The sequence below is a fragment of the Streptomyces sp. NBC_01571 genome (genome assembly GCF_026339875.1).
GTDB lineage: Bacteria > Actinomycetota > Actinomycetes > Streptomycetales > Streptomycetaceae > Streptomyces.
Genome location: NZ_JAPEPZ010000001.1, coordinates 8,149,239 through 8,164,132, shown reverse-complemented (window position 1 = coordinate 8,164,132; position 14,894 = coordinate 8,149,239). Strand labels below are relative to the sequence as shown.

Annotated in this window: 12 protein-coding genes and 1 pseudogene; 3 read left to right on the top strand and 10 right to left on the bottom strand. The window is 72.6% G+C overall.

All coding sequences use genetic code 11. The features are described from left to right. Positions 1-623: 623 nt before the first annotated feature. From OHB41_RS36780 to OHB41_RS36770, 3 genes are all read right to left on the bottom strand, one after another. Positions 624-1,418: an RNA polymerase sigma factor SigF gene (locus OHB41_RS36780; protein ID WP_266703396.1), complete on the bottom strand. Its 795-nt coding sequence runs from the start codon at positions 1,416-1,418 to the stop codon at positions 624-626. Between the two features lie 743 nt (positions 1,419-2,161). Then, positions 2,162-2,398 (bottom strand): DUF6158 family protein, encoded by a 237-nt coding sequence (locus tag OHB41_RS36775; RefSeq protein ID WP_266703394.1) that lies wholly within the window; start codon positions 2,396-2,398, stop codon positions 2,162-2,164. Between the two features lie 335 nt (positions 2,399-2,733). Further along, positions 2,734-4,353, bottom strand: coding sequence for an ATP-binding cassette domain-containing protein (locus tag OHB41_RS36770; protein WP_266703392.1), 1,620 nt, complete (start codon positions 4,351-4,353; stop codon positions 2,734-2,736). A 223-nt stretch (positions 4,354-4,576) separates the two neighbouring features. On the opposite strand from OHB41_RS36770, the pseudogene OHB41_RS36765 reads away from it, so the two are divergent. From OHB41_RS36765 to OHB41_RS36755, 3 genes and pseudogenes are all read left to right on the top strand, one after another. Next, positions 4,577-5,152 (top strand): annotated as a pseudogene (locus OHB41_RS36765) (phosphatase PAP2 family protein); the annotation flags it as partial. Positions 5,153-5,266: 114 nt separating this feature from the next. After that, positions 5,267-6,088, top strand: coding sequence for a class I SAM-dependent methyltransferase (locus tag OHB41_RS36760; protein WP_266703390.1), 822 nt, complete (start codon positions 5,267-5,269; stop codon positions 6,086-6,088). Between the two features lie 113 nt (positions 6,089-6,201). Then, positions 6,202-6,555, top strand: a complete 354-nt coding sequence (locus tag OHB41_RS36755; protein ID WP_266703388.1) for a VOC family protein — start codon at positions 6,202-6,204, stop codon at positions 6,553-6,555. Between the two features lie 81 nt (positions 6,556-6,636). Here the strand turns inward: OHB41_RS36755 and OHB41_RS36750 are convergent, their stop codons facing one another. From OHB41_RS36750 to OHB41_RS36720, 7 genes are all read right to left on the bottom strand, one after another. Further along, positions 6,637-8,640 (bottom strand): DUF5107 domain-containing protein, encoded by a 2,004-nt coding sequence (locus OHB41_RS36750; RefSeq protein ID WP_266703386.1) that lies wholly within the window; start codon positions 8,638-8,640, stop codon positions 6,637-6,639. 138 nt (positions 8,641-8,778) lie between these two features. Further along, on the bottom strand, positions 8,779-9,330 hold the full coding sequence (locus OHB41_RS36745) for a GNAT family N-acetyltransferase (RefSeq protein WP_266703384.1): 552 nt from the start codon (positions 9,328-9,330) through the stop codon (positions 8,779-8,781). A 50-nt stretch (positions 9,331-9,380) separates the two neighbouring features. Continuing rightward, positions 9,381-9,629: a LapA family protein gene (locus OHB41_RS36740; protein WP_266703377.1), complete on the bottom strand. Its 249-nt coding sequence runs from the start codon at positions 9,627-9,629 to the stop codon at positions 9,381-9,383. Positions 9,630-9,848: 219 nt separating this feature from the next. Then, positions 9,849-10,784 carry a S66 peptidase family protein gene (locus tag OHB41_RS36735; RefSeq protein ID WP_266703375.1) on the bottom strand — a complete coding sequence of 312 codons (936 nt, stop codon included), beginning with the start codon at positions 10,782-10,784 and terminating at the stop codon, positions 9,849-9,851. Then, complete coding sequence (locus OHB41_RS36730; RefSeq protein ID WP_266703373.1) at positions 10,781-12,739, bottom strand: prolyl oligopeptidase family serine peptidase; 1,959 nt, start codon at positions 12,737-12,739, stop codon at positions 10,781-10,783. The genes OHB41_RS36735 and OHB41_RS36730 overlap by 4 nt, the downstream gene beginning before the upstream one ends. Before the next feature lie 10 nt (positions 12,740-12,749). After that, a complete protein-coding gene (locus tag OHB41_RS36725) occupies positions 12,750-14,063 on the bottom strand; it encodes a M20/M25/M40 family metallo-hydrolase (RefSeq protein WP_266703371.1) in 1,314 nt (437 codons plus the stop codon). After that, a complete protein-coding gene (locus OHB41_RS36720) occupies positions 14,056-14,889 on the bottom strand; it encodes a M55 family metallopeptidase (RefSeq protein WP_266703369.1) in 834 nt (277 codons plus the stop codon). The genes OHB41_RS36725 and OHB41_RS36720 overlap by 8 nt, the downstream gene beginning before the upstream one ends. Between the last annotated feature and the right edge of the window lie 5 nt (positions 14,890-14,894).

The window sequence follows — 14,894 nt, the reverse complement described above, 5'->3', positions numbered from 1 at the left end:
CCCGAGCGGGTGACAGCGGCGAAGCGCCCGCCAGTTCGAGAGGAAGTACATATCCCGTTCCGGACAGCGGCCACGCCTGTCCACGACGGCCGAGGCCACGTCGGCCAGTTTGCGCCGACTCCCCTGCGAGATGCGGCGCAGCCGGCCGACACGGGTCCCGGGCGGCTGTCGCTTACGACGGTCCTCGCCCCCGCCGACGACGGAGCGAGTGCCATGGCCGGGCAGGATCCCCCCGCGTGACCTCTCGTCGTCGAGGCCGCACGCGGCGGAGTGACGGCGCTCCAGGTACGTGCCACCGACCCAGACGCCTTCGGCCGTGACGTCTCGGGCGCCCCCGTCCTCGTACGCGCGAACGTGACCTCGCTGCTCTGCGTCCCCCTGATCCGTGGTGCCGGCCCCGCGCGCGGGGTGCCGACACTGTTCCGGGGCGACGCCCCCCGGTCTTCTCGATGGCGGAGGCCCAGGCGATGGACATGATGTCCCGCCGTGTCGCCCTGGCCATGGGCCGCGCGTGACGGACCATGACGACCCGTCTGCCGGGCACGTGGGAACCCGCGTGCCCGGTCACCCCCACCCGCGCCGCCCCACCGCCTCGTCCGGACGGGCCGCGCCCGGCGGACCGGCTACGCCGCGTCGCGCAGGACCTGGTTCCGCAGCCGCGCACAGCAACGGCTGATCAGCCGGGAGACGTGCATCTGCGAGATGCCGAGCTGCTCCGCGATGCTGCTCTGCGTCATATCGCCGAAGAACCGCATGTAGAGGATGGTGCGTTCACGCTCGGGCAGAGCCCGCAGCCGGGGCTTGACGGCCTCGCGGTCGATCACGACGTCGAGGGCGGGGTCGGCCGAGCCGAGGGCGTCGCTGAGCGAGTACCCGTCGTCACTGCCCCGGAGCTCGGCGTCGAGGGAGAGCGCGCTGAAGCTCTCCAGTGCCTCCAGACCGGCCCGGACGTCCTCCTCGCTCATCCGGGCGTGCGCGGCGATCTCGGCGACAGTGGGCCCGTGGCCCGAGACGGTCCCCGACAGTTCCTGCTGGGCGAACCGCACACGGTTGCGCAGGTCCTGAACCCGGCGCGGCACATGGACGGTCCACATGTGGTCGCGGAAGTGGCGCTTGATCTCACCGGTCACGGTCGGCACGGCGTAGCTCTCGAAGGCGTTCCCGAGTTCGGGGTCGTACCGGTCGACGGCCTTGACCAGGCCGAGCGCCGCCACCTGCCGCAGATCCTCCAGGTTCTCGCCACGGTTGCGGAACCGGCCCGCGAGCCGGTCGGCCATGGGCAGCCAGGCCTCGACGATCTCCTCACGGAGTGCGTCACGCGCTCCCCCCGCGGGGAGCGCGGCGAGCCTTCGGAACGCCTCCGTGGTGTCGGGGGCGTCATCGTGCGGGTGGCGTTTCGCGCTCACTTGGTTTCCCATAGTGCGTCGCAACTCCCTTGAAAGTGCCTTGGGTTGGACGGTCACCGTGGGAGCGCGGGGTGCGCCGGACAGGCACACCCGTGGCGAGAACCTGACGGCTCCCACGGACGTGCCTCCTGTCCGAAGCACTGAAATTCCGCCTGCCCCCGCGCAGTCGGGGCAAACCCCTGACGCGCCAAGCGGGTTGGCACTCGCCCGTCGGGCATGGACCGCGGTCTCGGGGGTACTGCTGATGCACCCGCGCCCCGGCGGCCGCGAACCCGGAAAAGGCCCATGGCCATGGCCGATCAGGCCCATGGCCATGGCCGATCCGTGCGGCAAGTGCGGTCAGCCCGGGGTGGTCGGTCTCGGGGACCTCGCGGTGTCCGGGATCCCCGGCTCGGCGCTCGCCGACGTCAGTCGTGCCTAACCGCGAACGGGGTGGCCGGACTCGGCGCCGGTGTCAGCGACGGCGCCGGAGCGGCGGGGGTCCGGTCGCGAGTGCGAGGGGAGCGACCGGGCCCCCGCCGGGGACGCGGAGCGACGGCGTGCCGGTCGACGGCAGGGGCCGCCAGGTCGGGAGAGGCCGGGCGCGGCCGTGGGGGTGTGGTCGGAGGCGGCGGTCCCCGGCGCGGCACGACGGGGCCGCAACCGGTGTGAGGGGCGGACGCACAGGGTGCTTCGGCTCCGGCCGCACCGCCGCCCCGCTCAGCCGGGAACCCGGCGTCGCCCGGCAGGTCGGCCATTGCGACGTCACGGAGCCTTCAGACGGCTTCTCCGAAGACCCGGTCCCGGGCCCCGTCGCGTGTCCGGCCCGGGGCGACCGGACGGCGCGGGTGGCGGCGCAGGTACTCGCCCTCCAGCTGGGCCATGCGCACGTTGTGGGTCCGCAGCGCGTCGTTCGAGCCGTGGAGCAGCGTGTCGTGGCGTGTCCGGTGGATCGTCTCCAGCTCTCTCATCAGCTGCTGGTCGTCCAGCCGGTCCGGGTCGACTCCGGTCATGGTGGTACCCCGCTCGTCGTGTCCTGCGGCGTGGTCCGGGTGCCCGCCGGGCACACACTCCCGCGAGCGGCACCCGGGCGACGTCCGGGAGGGAACCATGGATCTCGCCGTCCTCCCTCCACTCTACGAACATCCGGGGAACCGGGCATTCCACGGGCGCCCCGGGCCCTGTCCAGGGGCTGTCCCGTCCTCCCCGGTGGATCGGCGCGCGGCGTCGGATGCGGTGCGTCGCAGGGCGGAGGGCCGTCCTCGTACCGGGTGTGTCGGGGCGACCCGACAACACGGCGAGGCGCTCGGCTGTCGGCGTGCGCCCACCGGGGACGACGGGACAGCCCTCAGCGGGCGCGCTCCACGCGCCGCTCGTCCCAGACCGGCTCCGCCGTCTCCCGGATCCGGCCGTCGGAACCGAAGACCAGGTAGCGGTCGAAGGAACGGGCGAACCAGCGGTCGTGGGTGACCGCGAGGACCGTCCCCTCGTACGCCTCCAGGCCCTCCTGGAGTGCCTCCGCCGACTCCAGGTCGAGGTTGTCGGTCGGCTCGTCCAGCAGCAGGGCGGTCGAGCCCTCCAGCTCCAGCAGAAGGATCTGGAAGCGGGCCTGCTGGCCGCCGGAGAGCTTCTCGAACCGCTGCTCGGCCTGGGCGGTCAGCTCGTAGCGGCGCAGCCGGGACATCGCGGCGCCGCGGTCCTGGGAGTGCTCGCTCCACAGGATGTCGAGGAGCGTGCGGCCCTCCAGCTCGGGGTGGGCGTGCGTCTGCGCGAAGTGACCCGGGACGACCCGCGCGCCGAGTTTCCAGGCGCCGGTGTGCGCGACGGTGTCCCCGGCGAGCAGGCGCAGGAAGTGCGACTTCCCGGAGCCGTTGGAACCGAGCACGGCGACGCGCTCGCCGTAGAAGACCTCCAGGTCGAAGGGGTTCATCAGGCCGGTGAGCTCAAGCCCCTGGCAGGTGATCGCCCGTACACCGGTCCGTCCGCCGTGCAGCCGCATCCGGATGTCCTGTTCGCGCGGCGGTTCCGGCGGCGGGCCGGCCTCCTCGAACTTCCTCAGCCGGGTCTGCGCGGCCTGGTAGCGGGAGGCCAACTCGTGGCTGATGGAGGCCGCCTGACGCAGGTTCAGCACCAGCTTCTTCAGTTGGGCGTGCTTCTCGTCCCAGCGCCTGCGCAGTTCCTCGAAGCGGGCGAAGCGCTCCTGGCGGGCCTCGTGGTACGTCGCGAAGCCGCCGCCGTGCACCCAGGCGTCGGCGCCGGTCGGGCTGGGCTCGACGCTGACGATCTTCTCGGCGGCGCGCGCCAGCAGCTCCCGGTCGTGGGAGACGAACAGGACGGTCTTGCGGGTCTCCTCGAGCCGCTCCTCCAGCCAGCGCTTTCCCGGTACGTCGAGATAGTTGTCCGGCTCGTCGAGGAGCAGGACCTCGTCGGTGCCGCGCAGCAGGGCTTTGAGCACCAGCCGCTTCTGCTCACCGCCGGACAGCGTCCGCACCAGACGCCACTGCGCCTTCTCGTACGGGACGCCCAGCGCGGCCGTGGTGCACATGTCCCAGAGCGTCTCGGACTCGTATCCACGCACCTCGGCCCAGTCGGACAGGGCCTGCGCGTAGCGGAGCTGGGAGGCCTCGTCGTCGACGGCCATGAGGTCGTGCTCGGCGGCGTCGACGGCCTTCGCGGCCTCCCGGATGCGGGGCGGTGCCACGGACACGAGCAGGTCCCGTACGGTCGTCTCGTCCCGTACCGAGCCGACGAACTGGCGCATCACACCGAGGCCGCCACCGACGGTGACGGTCCCCCCGTGCGGCTTCAGCTCCCCCGAGATCAGCCGCAGCAGTGTGGTCTTGCCCGCTCCGTTGGGCCCGACCAGGGCGACGACGGCCCCTTCCCCCACCCGAAACGACACGTCGCCGAGCAGCGCCCTCCCGTCGGGAAGGTAGTACTCAAGATGTGCGGCTTCGAGGTGTCCCATGGTGAGGCATTCTCCGTGGAGGCGGGGCCGCCCGGCAAACCCATATCCGACGGGTGGGCATCCGGACAGGTCCAGTGCACCCGTACACCCGCCGAAGGGCGGATCCGCATCCCCGGCCCCGCACGGGGGTACCCGGTGATTCCCGGTCCCCGTGGCCCGACCGGGGCGGGGGCGGTCCGGGTCACGGGGGCGGAAAACGCGCCGGCGCGGGTAGTCGCACCCCATGACCACCACGCCTGACATCGACCTCACCACCGCTCCCCCGGGCCCTCACCCTCTCCGGAGCCGCTTCCTGACGGCCGACTCCCGCCTCTTCGAAGCCGTCGCGTCCCGCCACTGGCCCGGCGGTGACCGCCTCCTGCCGAAACTGAGCCACAGCGCGAACCACGGCCTGCTGTGGTTCGCCACGGCGGCGGCCCTCGCCGCCACCCGCACCCCTCACGCACGCCGTGCCGCGGCGAGGGGGCTGGCCTCACTGAGCCTCGCCTCCGCGACGATCAACACCGTCGGCAAACGCACGGTGCGCCGCCCCCGTCCGTCCCTCGCCCCGGTCCCCCAGGCTCGCCGGCTCAAGCGCCAGCCGATCACCACCTCGTTCCCGTCGGGCCACTCCGCGTCGGCCGCCGCCTTCGCGACGGGTGTGGCACTGGAGTCGCGCAGCTGGGGCGCCGCCGTGGCGCCGCTGGCCACCGCGGTGGCCCTGTCCCGTGTCTACACCGGCGCCCACTTCCCGAGCGACGTCCTCGCGGGAGCGGCGCTGGGCGCGGCCGCCGCGTACGCCGTACGGGGCCTGCTCCCGAAGGTCGGCCGCCCCTGAAAGGGCTTGTCCATATGGCAAGACGCAGGTCTCACCATCCGACACGCGGGCGTACGGTGATCCATGACCGACGAGAAGAGACGAAGGGGAACGGTCATGCCGAAGCCGCAGGAGACCGCCGTCTACACGCACGGCCACCACGAGTCCGTACTGCGCTCGCACACCTGGCGCACCGCCGCCAACTCCGCGGCCTACCTGCTCGACTCGCTCAAGCCCCACATGAAGATCCTGGACATCGGCTGCGGCCCGGGCACCATCACCGCCGACCTGGCGGAACTGGTTCCGGACGGACAGGTCACCGGCGTCGACCACGCACCCGGGATCCTGGACCGGGCCCGCGCCACGGCGACCGACCGCGGTCTGCGCAACGTGGAGTTCGGGGTCGCGGACGTGCACGCCCTGGACTTCCCGGACGACACCTTCTGCGTCGTCCACGCCCACCAGGTGCTGCAACACGTGGGCGACCCGGTGCGGGCGCTGCGCGAGATGCGCCGGGTGACCAGACCGGGTGGCTTCATCGCCGTCCGCGACGCGGACTACTCGGCCATGGCCTGGTATCCCGAGGTACCGGGGATGACCGACTGGCAGGACCTGTATCTGCGCGTCGCGCGCGCCAACGGGGGCGAACCGGCCGCGGGCCGCCGTCTCAGGTCGTGGGCACTGGCCGCCGGGCTCACGGACATCACCGCGACGTCGAGCACCTGGACCTTCGCCACCGAGGCGGAACGGGAGTGGTGGAGCGGGCTGTGGGCCGATCGCACCCTGGCCTCGGCGTACGCGGACCGGGCCACCGAGGGCGGGCACGCGACCACCGGGCAACTGCGGGCCGTGTCGGAGGCGTGGCGCGAGTGGGGGCGGCGGGAGGACGGCTGGTTCTCCGTGCTGCACGGGGAGATCCTCTGCCGGAAGGACGTGTGACCCACGCACTCGAGGACGCGTGAACCGCCCCGCTCGAGGCCGGGCGAACCGCCCGCCCGGCGATGCGTCCGAAACGATCTCCTTCCGGGACTGCCCCAACTAGGCTCGTCCGCATGGAGATTCTGGGAACCACGCTGCGTATCTGCGTCGACGACCTGGAGGCTTCGGTCCCCTTCTACGAAAGGCTGGCGGGCGGCCGCGCCCTGCGGTTCGAGCGCGGGGGCGTGTCGGTCGCCGCGGTGGGCTGCTTCCTGCTGATGAGCGGACCGGAGGCCGAGCTGGACGTCCTGCGCAAGGTCACCGCGACCATCGCCGTCAAGGACGTCGAGGAGGCCCATCGGGTGCTCGGCGAGCTGGGTGCGCACATTCTGGCGGGGCCCGTGGGGACACCCGCGGGCCGCAACCTGATCGCCATGCATCCGGACGGGGCCGTGTACGAGTACGTGGACCGCGGGACGGCCCGGTAACCGGTCGGGGTCCCTGCCCTCGTGCGCCGGGGCGGCGGGCTGGTCCGCCCGGCTTCCCGGCACGACGCGGGCGGGGCCCGTTCAGTCCGGATCGACGCGCCACTCCGTCGCCGGCGGCCGCATCCGGAAGTCGTACCGTCCGGGCAGCGCCTCGTCGGTCAGCCGTGCCCACAGCGCACCGACCGCCTCGGCCCCCTCCCGCAGATCGGCGACCTCGAACCCCGTGTCGAACACGGCCCGCGCGGCCTCCCGGTCCCCCTCCGCGAGCAGCAACTCGGCCTCGATCAGCCGGAATCGGCCCCGCTCGCGGGTCACGGGCCGCAGCCGCTCCCAGACCGCCCGCGCCTCCGCCGTCCGCCGCACCGCGAGCAGCGCGGCCATGGCCTCCCGCCCGAGCGCGGCGGTGGCCGCGGTCCACGCCGCACCGTCGTCACGGCGCTCCTGGCACAGGTCGTCGAAGGCCTCGGCGTACCGGTCGGCGGCCCGCTCCCGGTTGCCCGCCTGCTGGTCCGCGACGGCCAGACAGCGCAGCAACGGCCATAGCGACGGCGCGAGTTCGAGTGCCCGCTCCCAACTGCGCACCGCCTGTGCCATGTCCCCCGCATGCCACTGGGCGACGCCGAGGTGGTACTCGGCGAGCGGCTTGGCGGGCGCCGTCTCCAGCATGTCCCGCCAGTGCGGGGCGACCAGCGTCTCGCCCGGCGGCCCGACCCGTCGTGGCTCGGGAAAGGCACCGGTCCTGAGCAGCTCCACCCACGGCGCCTGCGCCTCTCCGAGCGTGGACTCCTCGAACGGCGTCCCCGCCAACTTGTAGCCGGCGCGCAGCACTTCGAGGGCTCCCCAGCCGGACCCGACGTGGAGCACCTCGCCGGGTTCGGTGTCGGCGTGCGGGAGCCAGGCCGCGTACGCCGCCTCGACATCGGCCCGTGGCAGGGCACGCTCCAGGCGGCCCTCCACGTCCGCCCGCGCCGCGGCCCAGTCGGCTCCGTGGACCGTCCGCGCGCTCGCGTCGTCCGCCGTCAGCGGCCCGTACGACTCCAGCCATGTCACCTCGCCCTCCGCGTCCAGCCGCACATGCTCCAGCTGGGTGCGGGCGAGTCCGGCCTGGATCTCGCAGTAGCCGCCGGTGCCGGGCTCGGTGAGCCATTCCTGCCAGCGCCGGCCGCCCGCGCCGGAACCCCAGACGAACAGCTTGCGTCCGCGCAGCACGTCGGTGGACGTCTGGACGAGCCCTTCACCCGCGTCGTCGAGCGCGGCGATCCAGCGGCGCTGCCCGTCGGGCACTTCGTAGAAGTAGTCGGCGGGGAAGTCGGCGCGCGGCGGGTAGGTGCGGTCGACGCCCTCGTGCTCCGGTACCGGCACCCGGCGCAGCCGCCGCTCGTAGCCGAAGTGCCAGGCCTCGTCCGCCGGGACCAGCACCCTGCGCCGCTCGGGAACGGCGATGTTGGACCACCAGTACACGGGGGCGGGTTTCTCGTGCGGATTGCGGACGCGGACGCCGACGTGGAGGAAGTCGGAGCCGTCCGGCAGCCACAGGTCGACCTGGAAGGGCAGGTCGCGCAGCCGTTCCCACTCCCACAGGCGGAGCATCTCACCGCCGTCGGGGGCGGTGACCCGGGCCGCGTGGACGGGCGCGCAGGACAGGGTGGTGTGACCGGTCGCGCCGATGTTCCACTCGATGCCGCCGGAGAACCAGGCGCCGTTGAGTGCGAAGCAGGCGGGCTGGAACACCGGGTTACGGTACAGGAGTTCGCGCTGCGAGGGCTTGTGGAAGAGGGAGGCGACACGGCCCCCGCGGGACGGCAGTACGGTGACCCGCAGCCGGTCGTTCTCGATCACGATGGTGTCGGTCGCGCGGGGCGTGCGGTGTCTGTCGTAGCCGTCGCGGACCCGTTCCGGCAGGACGTCGCGCAGGGGTTCGTAGCCGATCTGCCGGGCCATGTCACGAGGGAGTCCCTCGCGGTCCCGGTCGTCGATGCGGTGCGCGTCGTCGAGCGGCCGCAGGGGCGGCAGGGGGTTGCTGGGGCCCAACTCCGCTGACGGCAGCGTCAGTACGTCACGTCGGATCGTCGTCACGACGACCATGGAACAGCGACATCGCCCACCTGACCAGGGGTTCCGCTCGTCAGGATACGGTCAGGATTGCGCAAAGGCGGGCGTGACGCCCGGCCCGGGGGCGCCGCCGGGTCCCCGGCGGCCGGGGACCGTGCGGGCGCGGACGGGTCACGGGGAAGAGGTCATCTCCGCGGTGATCGCCCAGCGTTCGTGGTCGCGCCAGGCCCCGTCGATGTGGATGAAGTCCGGCGAGAAGCCCTCCAGCCGGAATCCGCAGCGCCGCGCCAGCGCGATGGAGGCGGCGTTCCCGGGCTGGGCGTTGATCTCCAGCCGGTGCAGCCCCATCGTCGTGAAGGCGTACCGGACCACGAGCCCGAGCCCCTCGGACATGAGCCCCCGCCCCGCGGCGTGCGCGAAGGCGCCGTATCCGAGCGCTCCGCTCAGAAAGCCGCCCTCGACGATGTTGTTGATGTTGATGAAGCCGGCGATGGCACCGCCGTCCCGCTCGCAGACGAGAAATCCGGCCTTCGTGGGGTCCTTGATGAGCCGTCCCGCGTACGCCGCGTAGGCGTCGGGGCTTCCCGGCGGGAAGAGCCAGGGCTGGTGCAGGGCCTTGCTCTCGCGGGCCCGCGCGGTGAACTCGGCCGCGTCCTCGTACGTGAAGTGACGTATGCCCGCGCGGGGGCCCTGGGCGAGGTAGGGGGAGTCGATCTCAGGCATCCGGCCACAGTACGCCGCCGCGGCTCTGCGGCCCCGTGGTCTCCACACTCTCACGGCCGTCGCCTCGTGGAGTACGCCCCGCACAGCGCGCCGATCGCCCCGGTGCCCAGCAGTGCCATCCACAGGGGCGTGGTCACTTCCGGGATCAGCAGCCGGATCTTCGTGCTCCGGGTGTTCTCGAAGACGAAGACCAGGGCAAGGAGGACCATCGCCATGACGGTGGTCCTGCCCGGTGTCATCAGCCCGGCGCGGCTCTTCGCACCGCTCGTGCCGGAGGCGTCGGGGGTCTTCGGACTCATGCGCCCAGCATGGGCCGCGGGACGGCGGCCCGCTCGGTGGGAGGTTCCTCCGGGTGACCGGCGGGACCCCGTCCCCCCTTCCCGTCCGCCCCGGTCACCCGCACGCCCCGGGCTCCCGGCTCCGCCCCGAAGGGGAGCAACCCCGCACGTGACACCCCCGCACCCCCGCGGGCGACGGGCGACGGGCGACGGGCGACGGGCGACGGGCGACGACAGGATCTACGCGAGTGCGGGCTCGTCCAGCGTCAGCGTCCCCGCGTCCGCGTCCAGTTCCGCCCCGACCCCGAACGGAATCGTGAGGGCCCCTTCGCAGTGGCCGAATCCGAAGTCCTCGACGACCGGCACCCCGAGGCCGCCCAGCCGGTCGGCGAAGACGGCCCGCAGGCTCTCGTAGGGGCCGCAGTCCACCCACGAACCGAGCGCGATCCCGGCGACCCGGTCGAGCCATCCGGCCCGCAGGAGCTGGGTGAGGATCCGGTCCAGCCGGTAGGCCTCCTCGCCGATGTCCTCGATCAGCAGCAGGCCGCCCTCGGCGGAGGCTCGGGCGTGCGGAGTGCCGAGGTCGGCGGCGAGCAGGCTGACGCAGCCGCCGAGGGTGACACCCCGGGCCCGCCCCGACACCAGCGCGCCCCCCGTCTCGGACGTGCCGGACGTGAGGGTTCGCACGGTCTCCGGTTCGAAGAGCGTCGCCCGCAGGTGCTCCTGCGTCCGCGCGTTCTTCAGGAAGTCGAGGGCCGCGACCATCGGTCCGTGCAGGGTGACCAGCCCGACGCGGGTCGCGAACGCCTCGTGCAGTGCGGTGATGTCGCTGAAGCCGAGGAACACCTTGGGGCCCGCGGAGCGGATCGCGTCCCAGTCGAGGAGGTCGACCATGCGCTGCGCGCCGTAGCCGCCGCGGGCGCAGAACACCGCGGACACCTCGGGGTCGCACCACGCGGCCTGGAAGTCGGCGGCGCGGTCGGCGTCGGCGCCCGCGAGGTAGTTGAACTCGGCGTGCCGGTCCAGGACATGGGGGGCCACCACGGGATCGAGGTCCCAGCCGCGCAGCAGGTCGAGGCCCGCCTCCAGCCGTTCCTCGGGCACGGGACCGCTCGGCGAGACGACGGCGACGCGGGCCCCGGGTGCGAGGCGGTCGGGACGGGTCAGGGACTTCACTTCAGGAGCTCCAGGGTGGGAATGCCGGGCGGGTTCAGACCGAAGACCTGTGCGTACAGGGAGAGTTCGGACTCCAGTGCGCGCACCATGGTGTCGGCCCGGCGGAATCCGTGCCCCTCGCCCTCGAAGGCGATGTAGGCGTGCGGGACGCGGCGCCCCTCGATCCTGGACAGGAACCGCTCGCACTGCGCGGGCGGACAGATGACGTCGTCGAGTCCCTGGAGGAGCAGGAAGGGCGCGGTGATCCGGTCGGCGTGCTCGGCGGGTGAACGCTCCACGTAGCGGCCCGGCACCTCGGCGAGCGGACCGATCAGCGACTCCAGGTACTGGGACTCGAAGTCGTGGGTCTCCCCCGAACCCCAGCTGGTGAGGTCGAGGATCGGGTACAGGATCGTGCCGCAGGCGTAGACGTCGGTGGCCGTGAGGGACGCGGCGGTGGTCCAGCCGCCCGCGCTGCCGCCGCGGATGGCGAGCCGTCGCCGGTCGGCGGTGCCCTCCTCCGCGAGGGCGAGGGCGACGGCAGCGCAGTCCTCGACGTCGACGACGCCCCACTGCTCGCGCAGCCGGTTGCGGTACTCCCTGCCGTGTCCCGCCGAACCGCCGTAGTTGACCTCGGCGACACCGATGCCGCGCGAGGTGAAGTAGGCGATCTCCAGGTCGAGGACGAGGGGGGCCCGGCCGGTGGGGCCGCCGTGCGCCCAGACGACGTAGGGCGGCAGCTCGTCGGCGGGGGCCACGTGATCGGGGTGGTGCGGTGGATACACGTGGGCGTGGATCTCCCGGCCGGCGGGGCCGGTGAAGGTCCGGATCTGCGGCTCCGGGTAGTACGTGGGGTCCACCGGGTCGTCGTGGGCGGCGCCGACCACCCGGGCACGTCCGGTACGGAAGTCCAGCTCGACGACCTCGTAGGCGCTGCGCGGGCTGGCCCCGACGCCCAGGACGCGGCTGCCGTGCACGGCGAGAGTCGGCGTGAACTCGGTCCAGGGGCCGGCCGCATCCACGACCTCGCCGGTCTCCGGGTCCAGTATCCCGAGCGCGGTGGCGCCCCGTCCGTGCACGACGGCCACGAGCCCGCTCGGCAGTGGCGCGAACCAGCGGTACCCGATCTTCCACAGCGGGCCGCCGAACTCCTCCTCCCGGGTGCAGACGGGCGTCTCCCGTCCGAGCCGGTACAGGTTCCACCAGCCGGTGCGGTCCCCGGCGTACAGCAGGGCGCCGTCGGCGGCCCAGTCCGCCTGAGCGATCGACTCCTCGGGTCCGCCCGCGACCACCCGCGGGGCGTGCAGGGTGCCGTCCTCGGTGACGTCCGCGAGGACGAGTTCCGTGCCGTCCCAGGGCATCCGCGGGTGGTCCCAGGCGAGCCAGGCCGCCTGGCCGCCGTCGGGAGACAGCCGTGGTCCGGTGACGAACCGGTGGCGTGCGTCGGTGAGTTCGCGTACGGCGCCCCGGTCCTGTGCGGCCGATCCGTCGAGCGGCACCGCGGCGGCGACCCGTCGTACGTCGGTCGGCCCGTCGCCGGTGAACTCCTCCATCACGCACCAGACCTCACCCCGTTCGGGGTGCAACTGCGGGTCCACCCAGCGCAGTCCGCCGCCGACACGGGACACGGGCGTGAGGGGACGGGGCTCGGCGCCCGGCTCGTACGCGTACAGCCGCTGGTCGGCGAAGTTCACGAACACCACGAACGGCCCCTCGGGGCGCATCTCTCCCGCCCAGGGATGTCCGCCGTACTCGATGACGCGGCTGCGGACGTTCCACGGGGCGGGCAGTACCGACTCCTGCGTGCCGTCGGCGCGACGCCGCACGAGGGTACGCCGGCCGCCCTCGGTGGGCCGGGGTTCGGTCCACCAGGCCTCGTCGCCGACGAACCCGGCGAACTCGGGGTGCCCGTCGTGTGCCGCGGCGAGCGCCGCGTCGATGGGCGAGGGCCATGATCCGTATGACAGTGTCCGCATTCCGTCCCCCTCAGGCCGTGCGCAGAAAGCGGTCGAGAACGCGGACGCCGAAGTGCAGTGCCTCGACGGGGACGCGTTCGTCGACACCGTGGAAGAGTGCCTGGTAGTCGAGACCCTCGGGCAGTTTCAGCGGCGCGAATCCGTAACCGGTGATGCCGAGGCGCGAGAACTGCTTGGCGTCCGTGCCGCCGGACATGCAGTACGGCACCACGTGCCCCTCGGGCGCGAACTCCTCGATCGCCGCCCGCATCCGACGGTACGTCACCGAATCCAGCGGCGCCTGCAGGGCGACCTCGCGGTGGTGGAACTCCCACTCCACGTCCGGTCCCGTCAGATGGTCGAGGGTGGCACGGAACTCGTCCTCGGTGCCCGCGAGATGGCGGCCGTCCACGTACGCGACCGCTTCCCCGGGGATCACGTTGACCTTGTAACCGGCGCTGAGCATGGTCGGGTTGGCGCTGTTGCGCACGGTGGCCTCGACGAGCGCGGCGGCGGGACCGAGCTTGCGCAGCAGTTCGTCCACGTCGCCGAGATCGTCGAGGTCCGCGTCGATCCCGTAGAGCGCGGCGAGTTCGGTGAGGGCCGCGCGGACGGTCGGCGTGAGCCTGATGGGCCACTCGTGCGCGCCGATCCTGGCGATCGCGGCCGCCAGGTGGGTCACGGCGTTGTTCCGGTTCACCTTGGAGCCGTGGCCCGCGCGCCCGCGTGCCGTGAGCTTGAGCCACCCGGTGCCGCGCTCCCCCGCCGCGATCGGGTAGAGCTCCCGGCCGCTGCCGTCGTGGAAGGTGAACGCCCCGGACTCACTGATGCCCTCGGTACAGCCCTCGAACAGCTCCGGATGCCGGTCGGCGAGGAACCCGGAGCCGTCCTCCGCGCTCGCCTCCTCGTCGGCGGTGAACGCGATCACGAGGTCGCGCCGGGGGCGCACACCGAGGCGCGCCCAGCCGCGTACGACCGCGAGGATCATCGCGTCCATGTTCTTCATGTCGACCGCGCCGCGCCCCCAGACGACGCCGTCGCGGATCTCCCCGGAGAACGGGTGCACGCTCCAGTCCTCGGCCTGCGCGGGCACCACGTCGAGGTGACCGTGGACGAGCAGCGCGTCGGCGGAGGGATCGGTGCCCTCCAGCCGCGCGACGACGTTCGTACGGCCCTTGGTGCGTTCCAGCAGGACGGGTTCCAGGCCCGTCTCGGCCAGCAGCGCGGCCGCGTACTCAGCGGCCGGCCGTTCCCGGCAGTCGCCGCCGCCCCGGTTCGTGGTGTCGATGCGGATGAGGTCGGAGGTGAACCGTACGACCTCGTCCAGTGCCTGTTCGTCAGCCATACTGCTCCTCCACCGCAGCCGAGACGATCGTGGTGACCGCCTTGAAGGTGCGGATTCCCTCGTACATGGTGTCGCTGGTGTAGGCCACTCTGCGCTCTCCGGTGCGTTCCACGCCCGGCACGACGGTGGCCGCCATCGACAGGTGCTCCGCGTCGAACTCGAGCGCCACCGTGAACGGGCCGCCCACCACCGGTTCGTGCCGTACGGCCAGCGCTGCCGCCTCCTTGGCGGCGGCCCGGATGTCGGCGGCGGTCCGGGACGGCGTACGGCACACCGCCGCGTACCGCGACACATGGTCCTTGACGGCGACCTTGAGCGCCTCCGGCGCGTATCCGAGCGCGTCCTCGCAGGCCAGGTCGTCGCCCGTGACGAGGACGACGGGTACGCCGTACTCGGCGACGACGTGCGAGTTGAGCAGTCCCTCGCTGGCCCGTACGCCGTTCACCCACACTCCGGTGATCGAGTTCGCGAGGTAGGTGTGCGCGAGGACGCCTTCCATGCCGGCGCCCGTGTGGTAGCCGACGAAGGCGATCCCGTCCACGTCGCCGTGCTGCACGCCCTCCACCATGGACAGCGACTTGTGCCGGCCGGTGAGCATCTCGGCTCTCTCGTCCAGTCGTTCGAGCAGCAGATTCCGCATGGACCAGTGCGCCTCGTTGATCAGCACCTCGTCCGCACCACCGTCGAGGAAGCCGAGCACGGCGGCGTTCACGTCCGAGGTGAACATCGAGCGGCAGCGCTCCCATTGCGGCGTCCCCGGCAGCACGTCGGCAGGCCAGGTCACCCCGGTGGCGCCCTCCATGTCGGCGCTGATGAGGATCTTCACGACAC

Bases quoted from the DNA above. Each gene is read 5' to 3' on its own strand.
- OHB41_RS36780 (WP_266703396.1), bottom strand. From the start codon at position 1,418: ATGGGAAACCAAGTGAGCGCGAAACGCCACCCGCACGATGACGCCCCC.
- OHB41_RS36775 (WP_266703394.1), bottom strand. From the start codon at position 2,398: ATGACCGGAGTCGACCCGGACCGGCTGGACGACCAGCAGCTGATGAGA.
- OHB41_RS36770 (WP_266703392.1), bottom strand. From the start codon at position 4,353: ATGGGACACCTCGAAGCCGCACATCTTGAGTACTACCTTCCCGACGGG.
- OHB41_RS36760 (WP_266703390.1), top strand. From the start codon at position 5,267: ATGCCGAAGCCGCAGGAGACCGCCGTCTACACGCACGGCCACCACGAG.
- OHB41_RS36755 (WP_266703388.1), top strand. From the start codon at position 6,202: ATGGAGATTCTGGGAACCACGCTGCGTATCTGCGTCGACGACCTGGAG.
- OHB41_RS36750 (WP_266703386.1), bottom strand. From the start codon at position 8,640: ATGGTCGTCGTGACGACGATCCGACGTGACGTACTGACGCTGCCGTCA.
- OHB41_RS36745 (WP_266703384.1), bottom strand. From the start codon at position 9,330: ATGCCTGAGATCGACTCCCCCTACCTCGCCCAGGGCCCCCGCGCGGGC.
- OHB41_RS36740 (WP_266703377.1), bottom strand. From the start codon at position 9,629: ATGAGTCCGAAGACCCCCGACGCCTCCGGCACGAGCGGTGCGAAGAGC.
- OHB41_RS36730 (WP_266703373.1), bottom strand. From the start codon at position 12,739: ATGCGGACACTGTCATACGGATCATGGCCCTCGCCCATCGACGCGGCG.
- OHB41_RS36725 (WP_266703371.1), bottom strand. From the start codon at position 14,063: ATGGCTGACGAACAGGCACTGGACGAGGTCGTACGGTTCACCTCCGAC.